Here is a 14,084-nt window from a genome sequence, read left to right as displayed (position 1 = left end):
TACATAGATATGACCAGAGAGAAGCTCATATCCGAGATCGAGACATTTGCGGCCAACAACGGTATTGCACCAGCAACCGTTACTAGTCGAGCAGTTGGCAACAGTCGCCTCTACCACCGCCTCAAAGCGGGGAGTAGCTGCACGCTTTCGATCGCAGAACGTCTGCGGGACTATATGTCTGCATCTTCGGATGCCGCCTGATGCTGCCCCCCTCCCTTCCACTCTGTCAAAAACCTTTGTCATGCGCCGAGCCTGCAAAGGACACCGCATCAAATCTATGGGAACACTGATGAAAATTTCCACTGATGCACTTTCGGACAAGATCGATGCGGCTCTTCGCCTCCGCGTAGGCCATGGCAAGACATATTCGTTTGAAGCGCTGGAGGAGGTTACGGGTATAAAGACTCGCACCCTGCGCAGCTACGTGGAGGGCGGTACGCCAAGCGCTGCTGGTCTTCTCTCGCTCTTCGCTGCACTGGGGCCGGGGTTCACTTCTGACATCCTGAGCATGATTAGCCAGTCTGCGCGCAAAGGTGACGACAACGAGCCGGAGCACATGCCCACGCTGTGCGCTGCAACCGCATTTTCTTCGCTTCTGGCTGACGCACTCACGGATGGTCATGTCGATCATCGCGAAGCTGCTGGGTTGCGACCCATTGCGGTTGAGCTGATGGAACTGCTGGCCCCCATAGCCGCTGGCGGGAAGCCGACTGTTGTACGGAATGGGGGTGCAGCATGAATGCTCAACTGAATCTTCAAGAATGCGAAGCCATTCGTGAACTTTCGGATTCCGCTATCGAGCTAATTCGGAAGTATCAGGGCCAGTTCCGTGAGGTTATGGCCCTGATAGACGGTATGGCTAGCCAGTCGCAGCGACAGCTCGAGCTTGCTTGTCCATCTGGTGGAACTGTTTCTCAATTTGCGACTTCACCTTTTTTTCCCCTTCGCTGGTTTCTTGCATCTCTTCGGAGATTTTTTTGATGGGATTGAGAAACGCAGTTACTGCGCTTTCTGGGTCCGCTGAGTTCTTGGCGGTGAACCCTACCAGCGATGCGACTACCTGCTGCAGGGCGGTTACCTGCACTTGTAACGCATATGTGTTGGTCGCTTGGTCACCTAGCAACTTTGTCAGTTTATTCGAACCGTCTGTCATCGCGATCTCCTCTCGTGTTGGTGGACGCGCGCGACGGGAACCCAACCTCCCGTTGCGCACTTTTTCAACATATCGAACCGAGACTGTCGGGCAATTACTTTCGCCCGCTGGGCAGTGTCTGCCTCGGAGTGGTTCGAGATGTTCCTATCCGCAGGCTCCGGCACGGCATCTGCCTGCCGTTGAGCCGCGGTTCCGGGGCGGTGTGCAGCGTCTGGGGATGCGCACCGCCTCACCCAATTCGCGTGGCGGGGTTATCAAATGGCCCTCTGCTGCTGATGGGGCGCGGTGCCGCGCGAAGCCCCAACCGACCAGTCGATCATCTTTTGATCGGCGCAGTTACTACCTCCCTGTTGAACTCGGGCGCGTGGCAAAAGAAGGCTGCGCGCCCCTTTTTCGGGAGTGCCAAGGATGAATGGCAACGCAGAGAGGAGACAACCTGCTGGGAAGCCTGAGATGCTTGGCAGTTCAACGTTACTTGTAGTGAGCCCACCTTTGTCCCTTCGATGCCTCTGTGCCATCTTCAGGCGGTTCGCCGTAGTAAAACTTGGCGCTACACATTTTGCATACGCGCTTTCCACCCTCTTTATGCAGCGGATGAATTTCGCCGTGCACAAGGCATTTTGGACAGGCGTCATGGTCTGGCGTTGGGTCATCTACGCCGCGCTGGTAACGGCGCACGAAATTTCCGGCGGACGTTTTGAAGATGGTATACTTTTGCGCGCGCATCTCCGTTTGCTGTGCAGCAAGAGCGGCATTCTGAAGGGCAACCAACTTCAGCTTCAAGTCCGCATTCGCGAGCTTCGCGTCCGCAACCTCGTTCAGAAGATCAACGACAAGTCCGGTCAGGTCAGGGTCGCTCGCGTTCTTCGGCGCGCGGAGAAGGCTCTTGATCCGCGCAGCGAGATCGGCGGCTGCTTGAGTGCTGCGAGCTCCATTTCCGAGGACTTCAAAAATCTGGTTGAGATATGTGGTCTAATCCATCGCCCCATCATTAAGGGGATTCATGGTCAAGGCAAAATTGAGGTAGATGAGCGATGACCCCGAGCCGATGCTATGAACGGGTCGAGCCGACCACCGTAGCTCTCGCTGAAATGGGCGCCGAGTGCCGCGTTCAGATTGGACCCTGCACGCTGTATCTGGGCGATGCGCTGGACATCCTTCCGTCCTTGCGTGGTCAAGCTGATCTCGTGGTCACGGATCCTCCATACAAGCTGACATCTGGTGGCAACACGTCTGGCGCGATGGGCGGCAAAATGGCGTCTGAGGTCTATGACAACACCGGCCTGCTGATGGATGTCGTGAAGTGGCAGGAAATCGGGGGGCCGATCTATCGCGCTCTTGGGCCCAATGGTGACGCCTACGTCATGTGCGAGGATAAGAACCTGTTTGCTGCCCATGGCGGCTTTCTTGGGGCGGGCTTCAAGTTTCACAGCCTGCTGACCTGGGACAAGATCAGCCCATCGCGGACGCGATACTACATGAAGGATAGCGAGTTCACGCTCTACCTATGGAAGGGAGCGGCGCGCGACATCACCAATGGTGGTGACAAGCGCATCACGCGCATGGCGCGGCCAAAGGGTGCCGTTCATCCAACGCAAAAACCGGTCGAGTTGATGGCGCAGTATATTGCGAACTCCAGCGACGCTGACGACCTCGTACTCGACCCATTCATGGGGTCCGGTACCACGCTGGTGGCGGCTGCAAAGCTGGGCCGCCGGGCCGTGGGTATTGAAAAGAGCCCAGAGCATTTCGAGGCGGCTTGCAAACGCGTCCAGGCTGCTGTGGCGGAGATCGCGTGATGGATGGGCGGCGGAAATACACCAACCTTGACGTGCGAGGTAAGACCTATCCGACACCGCAGGCTGTAGCTGCGGCATTCGGCGTTAGCGCACAGGCGGTCCGTGTTGCCGCTCGCAAAGGCACACTGCACCGCGTTGGAACGGGTAGGCCTGGCGTCGAACCAATGCCAGTGCTGATCCGCGGCCAGCGCTTTGAGAATTCAAGGCTGGCGGCGGCGCACCTCGGCGTCACCCACTCAGCCGTTCATACCGCCATGATGCGCGGTACGCTCGACACATTGGGCCTTCCTCAACGCTACAATGGGGGTAACTCCAAATCCGTGACGCTGGCGGGGATGCGCTTCGCCTCCATGGTAGAGGCGGATCGGGTGTTGGGCTTCAAGCGCAACTACGTCTCGCTCGCGCTGCGGCGGAAATCTCTGTCTGCGATGCAAGCCATCCTCGGCGCGGTAATGCGTGAGCAGAACCGGCGAGAGCGACAAGCGCGCAAAGCGCTGGAAAATTCGAATTTGAGGGAAGCCTGATGGATTTGAAAGTGGGGCGAGCAGCCTTCGAATTGGTGGATACCTCTGAGATCGATGAGTATCCGCTGAGCCGAGAGGATCGACTGAACAGCCATTTTTTCATGGTGTGGGAGCGGCGACGTTGGTTGAACTCCGATATGCGCCTGAAAGCGCGGCCGGAGTGCCGAGCGCTCTATTTCGATCTCATCAATATCGCATATGACCAATCCCCCGTGGGCACGCTTCCAAACGATATGGAAGTCCTCTCGAAGCTGCTGATGGTCACTGAGGCTGATCTCCGAGGCCTCTGCCAATTGGAGTATGGGCCACTGCACAAGTGGCGCGTTTGTCGCTGTGGTGATGAGCTGCGGCTCATGCATCCAGTAGTGCTGGACAGCTTGATCGAGGCCGTATCCCGCAAAGAGGACAACCGGGCCAAGATGGAGGCCGCCAACACCGTCAAGCGTGTCCAGCGACTGCGCACCACTGTTGCTGGCCTGCAGGCTGATCTGGCGAAGAATGACGCTGCCGTGCGCTGGATGGATGAGTGGTTGGTTAAGCAAGATGTTGGATACCGGAATACGTCATGGGTCGAGCAGGCAATGCTCGCGTGGTCCGATCACATGCTGGATATCCGGCAGGGCATTCGGCGCGGGGTGAGATCGTGAGTGTCGTAAAGTGTCCGGTGGACACTCTTGGGACAGTTGCAGGACAGTTCAAGGACACTCTTTCGAGATTATCGTTTTGCGCCAGATACTTAGTTAATCTGTCCCGAAGTGTCCTACACGACAGGGACATAGACAGAGACATAACACAGACAAAGACCGTTGCGCGCCAAAGCAGCCGAATTGCCTGTGGATAACTTGCGAAGCTGAGAAAAGGGGAATGGGGCAAATGGACCAGATCACGACTGTCGACGGCGCGCATGAAGCCGCTGCGCCAAAGGAAACCAATCGGGCCCGGGTGCGCAGGCTCTTCATCGATCCGCTGGTGAAGGATGGGATGCGCTTCAAGCATCACACCTCTCCAGACGATCAGCGGCGCAAGCTGGACCAGATGGCCGATGACCTCGGATACCTCTCAGACCAGTCGCTGCGGGTTATGGCGGCCTGCATGCGCACCAAGGGCGAGGGCACGAACAAAGTTTTCTGGCCGAGCCGGATTAGCATTCTAGGGTTTGCCGAAGCGCGTGAGCGTATGCCGCTGGAGGATGTACCGGGGCTGCGATCGTGGTTTGTTTCGGCGGCTGGACGTCAGGCCGCCTCTGTGCCGGGGCGGTTGATCGCTGAATATGTGTTCTGGAAGGGACACAAGCGGCCACCGCTCGGGGATCGCGAGTGGGCGGGGGTTCACGAAAAGGCAGCTGGTTATGCGCGCCGGGTCGAGTTGGTAGAGGATCGGATCGCGCGCCAAGTCTTGGTAACCAGCGAAGAGCGGAACTGGCTGCGGCGGTACCACGAAACCGAAGCAATGCTGCGTGGCTGGTTGAAGGATGCTGGGGGTGACGCATGAGCGAGTTGCGCCCCTTGTCGCGTGATGTCCAAGGCCGCGTTCGGCAGGACATCAGCATCCAACGCCTTCTTGAGTGGGCCTTTGCTGATGAATGCGCATCGATCGACTTTGAAGACGAGGGCACATTGGCGCAGGGCTATGGATCTGTTGGAAACGCTTACCGCATGGCGCAGCGCGGTCTGCTCGGCTGCAAGGTCGATGGCGGCGGGCGGTCCAATCCGGATCATGATGCTGACATCGTCGCCGCTGCTGTTGCGGTGCTGCCTGAGGGCTGCGGTGGCCGACGCATGGCCGTTCAGATAGCCGAGTTGGCGCGTGCGCGGTCGGTGCCCGATGCCTATGTCGGCGCGGTGATGAGATGTGAGCCGGTCGGCTGGCATGTGAACCCGCATGGTCGGCGGGCTGTAACCGAAACACTCGGGCAAGTGGCGGACTGTAGTGGTCGGAAGGTGAAGCGGCATGACATTCGGGTTTGTCCGGTCGTGTTTCGACCAGCCGCCGATCAGATCGCAGTGGCACGTCGGAACTATTTGCAATGGTGGTCGGCTCTGTTGGAGCTTCGGGTTTGCCTGCAAATTCATAATGATATGTCGCGGTGGAATGTGACGCATGAGCTGCCTGCGCGTACACCTTGGAAAAAAGTTCTTGCTGAATAATTCTAGCCCCTCTAGACATTGAGCCAACACCACCACCGCGCCCGGCGAGGATCACCCTCTCCGGGCGCTTTGCGTTTCAAGGGGTGAGCCATGTTTCGTTTGGAGTTCATGGATCAGAACGCCGTCCGCTTTCAGGATGGTGTTGCGCGAGTTGGTGACACGAAGAAAGCGCATGATGCTTTTCGCCAGGCAATCAATCACACTGGGTCGAAGTCCAAGACCCAAGTGGTTCGAGCGCTTGCCAAGCAGATGGGCGTGAAGCAGGCCCTGGTGCGTAGCGGCCTCGCGGTGCGGCGCGCCAACTTCGATAAGCTCGAATACACGATCACCGCATCTGGTCGAGAACTGTCGCTGAAAGTATTCGGCGCCAAGCAGTTCGGATATGGCGTCCGGGCAAAGCCTTGGGGGAACTCCGGTCGGTTCGAAGGCGCGTTTATCTTTGCTGGCACGCCGGGAAGCGGACAGCCTGTCGCAGGTGGGCACGTCTTCAAGCGTACGGACGGTAGCAACTCAACGCCGATCGAAAAGCTCTACGGTCCCAGCGTGCCGAAAGAGATGATCAAGGATGCTTCCGCTGATGCATTCACCAGAATTGCAGATGACCTGCCGGGACGGATCGAGCATGAGTTCCGCCGGCTGACGAATGGGGTGGTTGGCTGACCGATGGGCGTGCTGGCGGAGGCCCCACCGTGCCCCCCCCATTCAGGGACCGTACCAGCGATCTGGCTGCATACGGGGGCGCAGCAGCCCGGGGTTTAGGTCATTATAAACAACGCCCAAAGCCTAAACGATAGGTTGTTTAGGGTCGTATAGGATGGGTTAGGCATAGCCTTTTGAGACAGGAGAGACGACGGCGCTGTCCGGTGCCAGGAAGGGCGTTATGAGCAGGCAGCTGAACACGACTGAATTGGCCAATGAGCTGAACCTTTCGAAAGGCCGGATCAGCCAGTTGGTAAGAGATGGGCGCTTGGACGGCTGCTTCAAAGGCGACGGGCGTGCGCGCCGCTTTGACCTGGTCTCGGCCGCAGAAAAGCTGGGCCAGCGCCTCGATCCCGCTCAGATGTTGGGCAACGGAGCGAAGACCCGGCGCAGCCTGGATGAGATCGAGGATACATCCGACGACGATGCCGGGAAGCCTCCCCGCTACGGCGAAGGCGCAACATTACTGTCAGCCAAGGACCCAAGCCGTTACGAGCTGGCGCGAACACAGGAACTCGAGGAACGCGCCCGACGCGCCCGACGTCAGAACGAATCCGAAGAGGGCAACTGGGTGCTTGCCAGTGAGGTGCACTCGGAGACGGCTCGGCAAATACAAATGGAAATCGCCTCGATCGAAAGTTCTGTGCTGCGCGGTGGCGCGCGGCGGATCGCTGATGAGCTGGGTGTCGACTTTAAAGAAGCGCGCGCGATCCTGACGCAGGTTTGGCGGGAGTATCGCGGGCAACGCTCAGAACAGAAAACGGCTGAAGCTGACGCTGCGGCGCTATCCCCATCAGAGGATGAGGTGGACTTCTAATGGGTTTCTTGGCACCGGCGCAGGCAGTGGTGGCGCGCGCCATCGCCCAAGCCATTGCGCCACCACCACCGCCGGACATCACGCGCTGGTGCGAAGAGAACATCGTGTTCGATGCACGCTCGCCGATGCCGGGTCCATTCGACGTGTCCCGGTTCGCATTCTTGCGAGAGATCCACGAGGTGCTGTCGCCGGAGCATCCCTGTCGGGAAGTCACGCTCAGAGGATCGGCCCAATGGGGGAAAACGGTCTCGGTGATCCAGCCGACGATCGCGGAATGGCACGAATATACCCCGCTCGACTCGCTGATTGTTCATCCGACTGGGAGTGCGGCAAGCGAGTGGGTCAACAACAAGTGGATGCCCATGCGCCGCCAAGCGCCGGGGCTGATCAGGGTATTCGGGTCAGGTCGCGGCGAAAATCGGGACAACACGTTCAACCAAGAAACGCTTGATCGCAACGGTTCAATCAAGGTCGCATCCGCCGGTTCGCCGGCTGACCTGACAGGGACAAGCCGACGCCTGGTCGTCATGGATGATGTTGCCAAGTTTGAGCCGTCTGAAAAGGGGGACCCTGAGAAACTGGCCGAAAGCCGGGCATCGGGTTACGAGGACGCAAAAATCCTGCGGGTCTCGACCGCGATGATCAAAGGCACGTGCCGGATCACGCTGGCCTATGAGCGGTCAGATCAGCGGCTTTTCTATGTGCCCTGTCCGCAATGCGGGCATGAACAACCGCTGACTTGGGAGAACTTTTTGAAGAACCTTAATCCGGAGGCTCTTCACGCGGCCCACTTCACTTGTGAAAAGTGCGGTGATGCGATCCGGCACAAGGATAAAGAACGCATTGTTCGCCTCGGAAAATGGGTGCCGCAGAACGCCGCCGGAAGTCATCCCGGTTTTCATCTCTGGCGGGCCTATGCGCCGCAGCGAGACTGGGCTTCCATCGCCAGCGAATACGCGCAGGTGATGGGCTGGTCGCGCCTTGCGGCCTCCGGCAGTGGCTCGGCAACAAAGGATGCGGATGTCGCGCCCAAGAGTAAAGCCACGACCCCGACAGTAAGCTCTGCCATTGAGCAAGTGTTCTGGAATGACGTTCTAGGGTTGCCTTACGAGCAAGCCACCGATGCCCCTGATTGGGAGCAGCTGCGTGATCGGACAGAGAACGCAGAACAGGATGAAGTTTTGGAGCTCGGCATATTGCCGGCAACTGGGTTTATCTTTGCAGCTGGTGTGGATTGCCAAGATGATCGGATGGAAGCGCAGCTGGTCGCGTTTGGTCCCAACCGACGCCGTTGGGTGATCGATTACAAAGTGATCCCGCATCACATCAGTGATGAGACGGGCAGAGCTCACCTCAATGCCCTGTTGAAACAGAAGTGGCGGACTGAACTGGGATTGCCGGTTCAGCTCGATATCTTAGCGATCGATGGCGGGGCCTATACCGACGACGTGTGGAGCTGGGCCAAAACCCATCCATGGAGCCGCGTGATTATTGTGAAAGGGGCCTCGACGCAGAACGGCCCGCTGATGATGCCGCAGCGTTTTGAGCGCCGGAAGGACGGGAAGGCTAAGAGGGCGCAGAAACGTGCCTTCAACCTCAATGTGTCTTCCATGAAGGCGGGACTTTACGGGCACCTGGATAAGGAGTTGCCGACCGAACGCGGCTTCACGCAGTTTGCCAGAAACCTTGGCGACGAATACTACAGAATGTTGACTGCAGAGACCCGGGTCGTGCGGCGCAATAAAGTGGGCGTGATGACCAGCGCCTGGCTGCTGGTCGAGCCAACCCGTCGAAACGAAGCCTTGGACACGATGAACTATGCAGAGGCTGCAGCACTTCGAAAGGGGTGGGCCTCAATGACAGATGATCAATGGGATTCTCTAGCGGCTGAACGCGGTATCGCGCCTGAAGCCCCCCAGGGTGATCTTTTCGATGCTGAAATACCCGTCGTGAAGGCAACACAAACTGAGGCGACACCGCCGAAAGAGAATGAGCCAATGACACCCCGCGTCAAATCTTCATGGAAAGCCTACCGATGATGAAACTCCTCGATCATCGCGGCGTGCCGATGCCCTCGCGGGAGGTTGCGCCGCAAGCCCGCTATATGGGGCACGATCGCAGTGGCATCCTCTCCATGCGTCGCGCCGTCACGCGCGACGTCAAGGTCGACGTTCGCGAGGCCGCGTCCCGGGCTTTCGCTCTCGCCTTTGACTTCATGCAGAACAGCGGGCGGATCGCTGGTGCGACGGATCAGATTATCGCTGACATGATCGGCCCTGAGCTCAAGCTCAACTGCCAGCCCGATCTTGCGTCGCTGGGATATGACGATCCAGAGAAAGCGGCGTGGTGCCGGATGGTCGAACGGGAATGGCGGCGCTGGTCCTGGAACCCTTGGGAATGTGATCTCGAAGGCAAAGCCAGTGTTCAGGAAATGCTCGACGGTGCGGTCCGCTACTATCTGGCCGGCGGCGAGGCACTCGCAACGATCGATTTTCTGGGACGCGGGGATCGGCGGCGCTACGGATTGGAGACGGGCACAAAGGTCCGGCTTGTTTCGCCTCACCGCCTGACACGCTATTCGAGCCCGATGGAAGGGTGGGATCAGGGGATCTATCACGATGAATTAGGTCGACCGATGTCGTATCGGTTCCGGCGGTCCGAAGGCGGATTGGAGCGTGACATCGACGTGATGGCCCGCGCGGGGTCGGTGGCGCAGGTCATCCACGTGATGGATCGGGGCGCGACGCCGAACAGCCCGCGCGGCATCACGCCCATGGCACCCGCGTTCAAGGTCATCGCTCAGTCAGATCAATTCGCCGACGCCACGCTGACGACGGCGCTGTTGCAGACCGCTTTTGCAGCGACGATTAAAAGCCCCGAGCCTTCGGAAACGGCGTTCGAAGCTTTGCAGCAGCTGAATGACATGGACGGGTTCCAAGGCAATAAAGACTTGGCGACGGACCTCATGTCCGTCTGGGGGCATCGACTTGATGCATTGAAGACGAAAAGCCTGTCGATCGGTGGCGACACCAGTCAGGTGAACCACCTTGGGCCCGGCGAAGAATTGGAGCTGCACAGTAGCGCGACGCCAGGGCCCCAATACCAACCGTTCCAGATGGGCCTGATGCAAGAAGTTGCCCGGTGTTTGGGTGTCACGCTCGAAAGCCTGACCATGGACCATTCGCGCGCAAGCTACTCGAGCGTGCGCATGGCTGTTGCGACTATTTGGCCAACAATTGCGCGGCGTCGCGAGCGGATTCCGTCAGTTATGGCGCAGGGCATCTATGAAGCTTGGCTTGATGAGGCCATCGGCACTGGTCGTATTCCGCTGAAAGGCGGCTACCAGGCCTTCGCTGCAAACCGCGAAAAGGTTGTCGACGCCGAATGGCGCGGACCGGCCAAGCCAAGTGCAGACCCGTATAAGGACGCCATCGCCCGCAAGGTGCAGCTCGAAACCGGACAGACCACGCTGAAGCAGATTGCATCTGAAGAAGGGCGCGATTGGGAAGAAGACCTCGATCAAATCACGCGAGAGGTAGAGCGTTTCCGAGAAGCCGGGGTGACGCCGCCCCACGGACGCATGTCCGGTGGGGAAGGCGCTGGCCCACTTGGTGGCGCAGCCGACGGAATGAGAGAGCCGAGCAATGACTAAAGACCCCTGCGTTGAAGCAGCGGAACTCAAAGCGATCCGCCGGGACCTGATAACGGGTGAGAAGGCCGCGACCGTCAGGTTTGGTGAGGATGAGGTTCGTCTCACGAAGGCGGACTTGCCGCGTCTCGACGGGCTGATTGCTGAGGCGGATAAGCTTTGCGCGATTGCGGAAGGCAAGACCCCGAGACGCAAACGCTACGCCATGGGCGTTCGTTTTCGGCCCCACTGAGGAAGCAAACATGAATGCATTTGACGCCGCCCTCGGGACACCGTGGGCGATCCAGCCTGATGCGCTGGAGCAACTTCTGACAATTGCGGCCCGGGATCACGAGGTCACGCCGGAAGCTTTGGAGGCTTACCGCGCGGAGGCAGTCGGCCGCTCTGCCACTCTTGAGCAACGCGGACCAGTGGCGATCCTCAACGTGCAGGGGCCACTCTTTCGCCGAGCGAACATGTTTACAGAGTTCAGCGGGGCCACGTCTTACGAAATCCTGCGCCGCGACTTGCAAGTCGCGCTCGACAATCGCGACATCCGGTCGATCCTGCTGAACATCGACAGCCCCGGCGGGGCCGTCAACGGGTGCGGCGAGCTCGCCAAGGCGATCTACGCTGCTGAAAAGCCGGTGGTGGCTTACGTTGGCGGCATGGGCGCATCGGCCGCGTATTGGTTGGCAACGGCGGCGCGGCAGGTCGTGATCGACGATAGCGCTGAGGTCGGATCGATCGGGGTCATTCTTGGGATAACCGACACAAGCGAACAGGATCGCGCCCGTGGTGTTCGCGACATTGAGTTCGTCTCTTCGCAGTCACCGATGAAGAACCCTGATCCCGATGCGCCGGCCGGGGCCGCTTCCTATCAGAAGCGGGCGGATGCTCTCGCAGCAGTGTTCCTGGATGCGGTTGCAAAGCATCGTGGCGTCACTGCTGAGGATGTCGCGGCCGAGTTTGGGCAAGGTGGCGTCCTCGTCGGCACAGAGGCTGTGGTGATCGGCATGGCAGACCGGGTCGACACTTTCGAGGGTACGCTGGCGCGCCTTGCCACTGAGACAGATTTCCCGCGGGCCCCCGCGGTGAAGGATCGGCGCCGCACTGCGGCGCATGATGAGCTGGCGGCACCATCCGCCGCCCAAAAAGGTCAGCATAAGGAGAATCCTATGACCACTGCATCGACGGCGGATGACAAGTCCGCACTCACCCAAGCCGACATCGATAAAGCCGCCGCCCAAGCGGCTAAAGATGCGGTTGCCGCAGACCGCAAGCGGCGCGCCGACATCATGGGCTTGCCAGAGGCAAAAGGCCGCGAGAGCCTCGCGCAGCACTTCGCCGAAAACACCGACGATGATCTGGAGAAGGTCAAGGCCGCACTCGCCGCCGCGCCACAGGCCGTCGAACAGCAGCCCGCTGGCGATGACAAACCAGACACCGATCCGGAAGCCTATGAGCGTCAGCGAAACCTCGCTGGCCAAGGCTTGGGCGGCCAGCCGAAGCCGAGCGGTAAGACCGATCCGTCGGTTCTCAAGTCTGCCACTAAACGCAACCTGTCGCGCCGCGGGCGCCACTGATCGAGAGGTAAGGGACAATGCCCACACTCAATGAAGACATTCACAATCGCCCGGGACAGTACCTTGTATCCGAAGCCTCGGGCATGCGGTCGCGCGAGCAAGGGATCATCGCGTCGGGTTCCGGCGTGCTAAAGGCGGGGGCTGTGCTGGGCATGGTCACCGCTTCGAGCAAGCTGGTGCCCTATGACCCAGCCGGCGTTGATGGCAGCGAAACGGCTGTCGGCATTCTGTTCGAGGGCTGTGATGCCACGAGCGCAGATGTGCGGCGGACCTACACGGTCCGCGATGCTGAGGTTCATGCCGAAATGCTGACCTTCGCAAACGGCACGACCGACAACGAGAAATCCACCGCCATGACCGCACTCGCGGCTCGCGGCATCATTGGCCGATAAGGAGGGCGTGACCCATGGCACTTGTACTAGATGTCTTTGACCAGAATGGTTGGGGCGTAGTCGAATACGACGAAAACATCGTGGACAATACCGAGTTCAAGCCGCAGCTGCTCGGCTCACTCAATCTGTTCGATCCAATCTACTCGCGTTCTTCGGCCATTGCCGTCGCGCAGAAGAATGGGACTTTGGCGCTCATTCCGACGTCAGAGCTCGGCGCGCCTCTTGAAGAGCTGGTCCCTGAAGGTGCAGACGTCCGTCTCTTCAAGGCACCACGTCTCGCCAAAGGGTCGACGATCTACTCCACTGAGCTTGCCGGTATCCTCGCGCTGCCCTTTGATCAGCAGACGGTTGAAGTTGCTGATGAGCTGGCGGATCGCACGACAGCGATCATGGACGATCTGGAGCTGACCTGGGAACATCACCGCCTTGGGGCGATCCAGGGCATCGTCTATGAGGCGGACGGCACCACGCCAATCATCAATTGGTACACAGAGTGGGGCATCACGCCGCCAGCCGAGGTGAACTTCTCTCTTGGGACGGAGGCAACTGACGTTCGCAAGAAATGCCGGGATGTCGCTCGCGCCATGCAGAACGCCTCGAAGGGTGCTTGGACGCCGTCGACCCGAATCGGGGCTCTCTGTGGTGACGCATTCTTTGACGCACTGGTTAACCACCCGCAGATCAAAGAGACGAAGCTGGGCACCGAGCGCGCGGTCTCATTGGAGGGGATCGAAGGATACTCGGCGATTGAAGTCGAGAACATCACCTTCATCAACTATCGCGGCACGGACGACGGATCGAAGCTGGCGATCAACACGGACAAGGTGAAGTTCTTCCCAATCGGCGCACGCGGCGTCTTCCGAGTGGGCTTCGGCCCATGCCAGGAATCCAAACGCTACCTGAACCGACGGGCCCAAGAGTATTACTCGATGCTTCTGGCTGATCCTTCCGGCCGTGAAGCGTGGGATCGCGCGGAGATCTACAGCTATCCGCTGCATATCTGCACGAAGCCCGGCATGCTCATCCCCGGTCGTCGAGCCTGATCATGGGGACCGTAGTCAAACCGGGTTTCTATGACGGAGCTTTCAGGAAAGCGGGGCAGTACGCCTCCGACGACGCCATTGCAGCATCAATGGAGGCGAAAGGTCCGGGCCGTAGTGGGCTAATCCGCGAAGCCATCCAATCGCTTGGTCCCGATGGCTTCACCGTTGACGGAAAGCCTAAGACCGATGCAATCAAAGCCGAGATGCCCGAGGGCAGTGACCGCGTCACCGCCGCTGAGCGTGATGCGATCTGGGCGGCGGTGCAAGAAGAGGGCGCGACTTAAGCCTCGCTCCGC

General features: G+C 59.4%; 17 protein-coding genes. 16 read left to right on the top strand and 1 reads right to left on the bottom strand.

The window, feature by feature from the left end; genetic code table 11:
• The first annotated feature begins 289 nt into the window (after window positions 1-289).
• A complete protein-coding gene (locus WNY61_RS03405) occupies window positions 290-739 on the top strand; it encodes a hypothetical protein (protein ID WP_342850051.1) in 450 nt (149 codons plus the stop codon).
• Window positions 740-859: 120 nt separating this feature from the next.
• Here WNY61_RS03405 and WNY61_RS03400 read toward each other — a convergent pair whose 3' ends face one another.
• Window positions 860-1,153, bottom strand: a complete 294-nt coding sequence (locus WNY61_RS03400; protein WP_342850050.1) for a hypothetical protein — start codon at window positions 1,151-1,153, stop codon at window positions 860-862.
• Window positions 1,154-1,606: 453 nt separating this feature from the next.
• On the opposite strand from WNY61_RS03400, the gene WNY61_RS03395 reads away from it, so the two are divergent.
• The 15 genes from WNY61_RS03395 to WNY61_RS03325 all read left to right on the top strand — a co-directional run bounded on the left by WNY61_RS03395 (window position 1,607) and on the right by WNY61_RS03325 (window position 14,072).
• The gene (locus WNY61_RS03395; protein ID WP_342850049.1) at window positions 1,607-2,191 is read left to right on the top strand and encodes a hypothetical protein; all 585 of its coding nucleotides are present in this window, start codon (window positions 1,607-1,609) and stop codon (window positions 2,189-2,191) included.
• The gene (locus tag WNY61_RS03390; RefSeq protein WP_342850048.1) at window positions 2,188-2,952 is read left to right on the top strand and encodes a site-specific DNA-methyltransferase; all 765 of its coding nucleotides are present in this window, start codon (window positions 2,188-2,190) and stop codon (window positions 2,950-2,952) included. The genes WNY61_RS03395 and WNY61_RS03390 overlap by 4 nt, the downstream gene beginning before the upstream one ends.
• Window positions 2,952-3,476 (top strand): hypothetical protein, encoded by a 525-nt coding sequence (locus WNY61_RS03385; protein ID WP_342850047.1) that lies wholly within the window; start codon window positions 2,952-2,954, stop codon window positions 3,474-3,476. Before WNY61_RS03390 ends, WNY61_RS03385 begins: the two co-directional genes overlap by 1 nt.
• Window positions 3,476-4,123: a hypothetical protein gene (locus tag WNY61_RS03380; protein WP_342850046.1), complete on the top strand. Its 648-nt coding sequence runs from the start codon at window positions 3,476-3,478 to the stop codon at window positions 4,121-4,123. Before WNY61_RS03385 ends, WNY61_RS03380 begins: the two co-directional genes overlap by 1 nt.
• 226 nt (window positions 4,124-4,349) lie before the next feature.
• Entirely contained in the window at window positions 4,350-4,967 is a 618-nt protein-coding gene (locus WNY61_RS03375) for a hypothetical protein (protein ID WP_342850045.1), read from the top strand.
• Window positions 4,964-5,623 carry a hypothetical protein gene (locus tag WNY61_RS03370; protein ID WP_342850044.1) on the top strand — a complete coding sequence of 220 codons (660 nt, stop codon included), beginning with the start codon at window positions 4,964-4,966 and terminating at the stop codon, window positions 5,621-5,623. The genes WNY61_RS03375 and WNY61_RS03370 overlap by 4 nt, the downstream gene beginning before the upstream one ends.
• Window positions 5,624-5,713: 90 nt before the next feature.
• Window positions 5,714-6,283, top strand: coding sequence for a phage tail protein (locus tag WNY61_RS03365; protein WP_342850043.1), 570 nt, complete (start codon window positions 5,714-5,716; stop codon window positions 6,281-6,283).
• A 220-nt stretch (window positions 6,284-6,503) separates the two neighbouring features.
• Window positions 6,504-7,139, top strand: a complete 636-nt coding sequence (locus tag WNY61_RS03360; protein WP_342850042.1) for a hypothetical protein — start codon at window positions 6,504-6,506, stop codon at window positions 7,137-7,139.
• Window positions 7,139-9,178: a terminase gpA endonuclease subunit gene (locus WNY61_RS03355; protein ID WP_342850041.1), complete on the top strand. Its 2,040-nt coding sequence runs from the start codon at window positions 7,139-7,141 to the stop codon at window positions 9,176-9,178. Before WNY61_RS03360 ends, WNY61_RS03355 begins: the two co-directional genes overlap by 1 nt.
• Complete coding sequence (locus WNY61_RS03350; protein ID WP_342850040.1) at window positions 9,175-10,791, top strand: phage portal protein; 1,617 nt, start codon at window positions 9,175-9,177, stop codon at window positions 10,789-10,791. The genes WNY61_RS03355 and WNY61_RS03350 overlap by 4 nt, the downstream gene beginning before the upstream one ends.
• On the top strand, window positions 10,784-11,020 hold the full coding sequence (gpW, locus tag WNY61_RS03345) for a gpW family head-tail joining protein (RefSeq protein ID WP_342850039.1): 237 nt from the start codon (window positions 10,784-10,786) through the stop codon (window positions 11,018-11,020). The genes WNY61_RS03350 and gpW overlap by 8 nt, the downstream gene beginning before the upstream one ends.
• Window positions 11,021-11,030: 10 nt before the next feature.
• Complete coding sequence (locus tag WNY61_RS03340; protein WP_342850038.1) at window positions 11,031-12,353, top strand: S49 family peptidase; 1,323 nt, start codon at window positions 11,031-11,033, stop codon at window positions 12,351-12,353.
• A 17-nt stretch (window positions 12,354-12,370) separates the two neighbouring features.
• Window positions 12,371-12,745, top strand: coding sequence for a head decoration protein (locus WNY61_RS03335; RefSeq protein WP_342850037.1), 375 nt, complete (start codon window positions 12,371-12,373; stop codon window positions 12,743-12,745).
• 14 nt (window positions 12,746-12,759) lie between these two features.
• Entirely contained in the window at window positions 12,760-13,788 is a 1,029-nt protein-coding gene (locus tag WNY61_RS03330) for a major capsid protein (protein WP_342850036.1), read from the top strand.
• Window positions 13,789-13,790: 2 nt separating this feature from the next.
• The gene (locus WNY61_RS03325; RefSeq protein WP_342850035.1) at window positions 13,791-14,072 is read left to right on the top strand and encodes a hypothetical protein; all 282 of its coding nucleotides are present in this window, start codon (window positions 13,791-13,793) and stop codon (window positions 14,070-14,072) included.
• Window positions 14,073-14,084 lie beyond the last annotated feature (12 nt).

This window comes from Sulfitobacter sp. AS92, from assembly GCF_038900015.1.
In the GTDB taxonomy this organism is placed as follows: Bacteria; Pseudomonadota; Alphaproteobacteria; order Rhodobacterales; family Rhodobacteraceae; genus Sulfitobacter.
This window is presented reverse-complemented; position numbering and strand designations above follow the sequence as displayed.

Bases quoted from the DNA above. Each gene is read 5' to 3' on its own strand.
- WNY61_RS03400 (WP_342850050.1), bottom strand. From the start codon at position 1,153: ATGACAGACGGTTCGAATAAACTGACAAAGTTGCTAGGTGACCAAGCG.
- WNY61_RS03330 (WP_342850036.1), top strand. From the start codon at position 12,760: ATGGCACTTGTACTAGATGTCTTTGACCAGAATGGTTGGGGCGTAGTC.
- WNY61_RS03335 (WP_342850037.1), top strand. From the start codon at position 12,371: ATGCCCACACTCAATGAAGACATTCACAATCGCCCGGGACAGTACCTT.
- WNY61_RS03365 (WP_342850043.1), top strand. From the start codon at position 5,714: ATGTTTCGTTTGGAGTTCATGGATCAGAACGCCGTCCGCTTTCAGGAT.
- WNY61_RS03360 (WP_342850042.1), top strand. From the start codon at position 6,504: ATGAGCAGGCAGCTGAACACGACTGAATTGGCCAATGAGCTGAACCTT.
- WNY61_RS03385 (WP_342850047.1), top strand. From the start codon at position 2,952: ATGGATGGGCGGCGGAAATACACCAACCTTGACGTGCGAGGTAAGACC.
- WNY61_RS03350 (WP_342850040.1), top strand. From the start codon at position 9,175: ATGATGAAACTCCTCGATCATCGCGGCGTGCCGATGCCCTCGCGGGAG.
- WNY61_RS03325 (WP_342850035.1), top strand. From the start codon at position 13,791: ATGGGGACCGTAGTCAAACCGGGTTTCTATGACGGAGCTTTCAGGAAA.
- WNY61_RS03405 (WP_342850051.1), top strand. From the start codon at position 290: ATGAAAATTTCCACTGATGCACTTTCGGACAAGATCGATGCGGCTCTT.
- WNY61_RS03395 (WP_342850049.1), top strand. From the start codon at position 1,607: ATGCTTGGCAGTTCAACGTTACTTGTAGTGAGCCCACCTTTGTCCCTT.
- WNY61_RS03340 (WP_342850038.1), top strand. From the start codon at position 11,031: ATGAATGCATTTGACGCCGCCCTCGGGACACCGTGGGCGATCCAGCCT.
- WNY61_RS03370 (WP_342850044.1), top strand. From the start codon at position 4,964: ATGAGCGAGTTGCGCCCCTTGTCGCGTGATGTCCAAGGCCGCGTTCGG.
- WNY61_RS03380 (WP_342850046.1), top strand. From the start codon at position 3,476: ATGGATTTGAAAGTGGGGCGAGCAGCCTTCGAATTGGTGGATACCTCT.
- WNY61_RS03355 (WP_342850041.1), top strand. From the start codon at position 7,139: ATGGGTTTCTTGGCACCGGCGCAGGCAGTGGTGGCGCGCGCCATCGCC.
- WNY61_RS03390 (WP_342850048.1), top strand. From the start codon at position 2,188: ATGACCCCGAGCCGATGCTATGAACGGGTCGAGCCGACCACCGTAGCT.
- WNY61_RS03375 (WP_342850045.1), top strand. From the start codon at position 4,350: ATGGACCAGATCACGACTGTCGACGGCGCGCATGAAGCCGCTGCGCCA.
- gpW (WP_342850039.1), top strand. From the start codon at position 10,784: ATGACTAAAGACCCCTGCGTTGAAGCAGCGGAACTCAAAGCGATCCGC.